2 protein-coding genes are annotated in these 1,122 nt (G+C 56.4%); one reads left to right on the top strand and one right to left on the bottom strand.

Annotated elements, in window-relative coordinates; translation table 11 throughout:
• Window positions 1–621, top strand: a 621-nt coding sequence (locus B3C64_RS01120; protein ID WP_291533132.1) for an FAD:protein FMN transferase, incomplete at its 5' end; no start/stop codon positions are given.
• A 207-nt stretch (window positions 622–828) separates the two neighbouring features.
• Here B3C64_RS01120 and B3C64_RS01125 read toward each other — a convergent pair.
• Window positions 829–1,122, bottom strand: a 294-nt coding sequence (locus tag B3C64_RS01125; protein WP_291533133.1) for a hypothetical protein, incomplete at its 5' end; no start/stop codon positions are given.

Genomic DNA, 1,122 nt, shown 5'->3' on the forward strand with positions numbered 1-1,122 from the left:
AGTTCCACGCAACAGTGCACAGAACCGGAATTCGTCATCGATGCGGGCGGCGATCTGCTGGTGCATGCCGCCGCACCGATTCGTGTGGCGTTGGAGGATCCCGAGGACGAACAACGCGCGGTGGGCGTCGCGGAAATCGTCAACGGCGCGTTCTGCGCGAGCGCGCCCAGCCGCCGTCATTGGGAAGTGGCGGTCAACGAACGAACGCATCTGGCGATCCATCATCTGCTGAACGCCGTCGACGGATTGCCGGTCCAACAAACCGAAGCCACCTGGGTTCATGTGCCCGTGGAATCCGATTCCGGCCAACCGGATTCAGACCCTGCGGACCACGCCATAACAGGTTCCGTGAGCCGACATCACATGGAACTCCCTGCGGCCCATGATCTCACTACTCGACGCAAGCCCGCCGCAGCGAGCAGAATCGCATCGGAGAACGGCAGCACGGCGGTGCCGCGACCAATGAATCAATACCCCACTATGCTGGCCGACGGTCTGGCCACCGCGCTGTTCGTCTCCAATCCGAATAATCTCAACCGCGTCTTCGCCTTCGATTGCGCGACCTTGAATATTGACCGTCATGCCGCCATCAGCGACCGTTTCCCCGGTCATCTGTTCTGACAAATACCGATGGATGGAACGACGTCCAAATCAGAATCGACACCCAACCCAAGAATCAGAAACCCCAAACAGAAACAGAAACAGGAATCAAAACCCAGGCCAGAACCGGATTCCAATCTGAAATCAGAATCAAAACTCGAATCAGAATCAGACCAAAAATGGAATCAACACAGGAATCAAAGCCCAAGGCAGAACCCTTGGCGCCAATCATGCAGTGGTAGTCCCACCCCAAAAATGTTTGTGCCAAACATGCAGTTGGCACCCGTAAAATCCGGGCGCGTCCTGCATCTTTGGCACAAACGCTGAATGGTCACCGGTCGAACTGCATGATTGGCGCCAAGAATCCACGGGGACCAGCGGAATGACCTCAAGTCCGCACATCGGGAACAGCCAATCGAGCTGGACTGGCGGATTTGACCGGTCAAAATCAACAACCGATATAAATCCGCCAGTTCCGGAAACCAGACCGGCCGAACCAAACAATCCCGACCAGCCAATCAG

It is taken from the genome of Bifidobacterium sp. UBA6881, assembly GCA_002451435.1.
Taxonomy (GTDB): Bacteria; Actinomycetota; Actinomycetes; order Actinomycetales; family Bifidobacteriaceae; genus Bifidobacterium.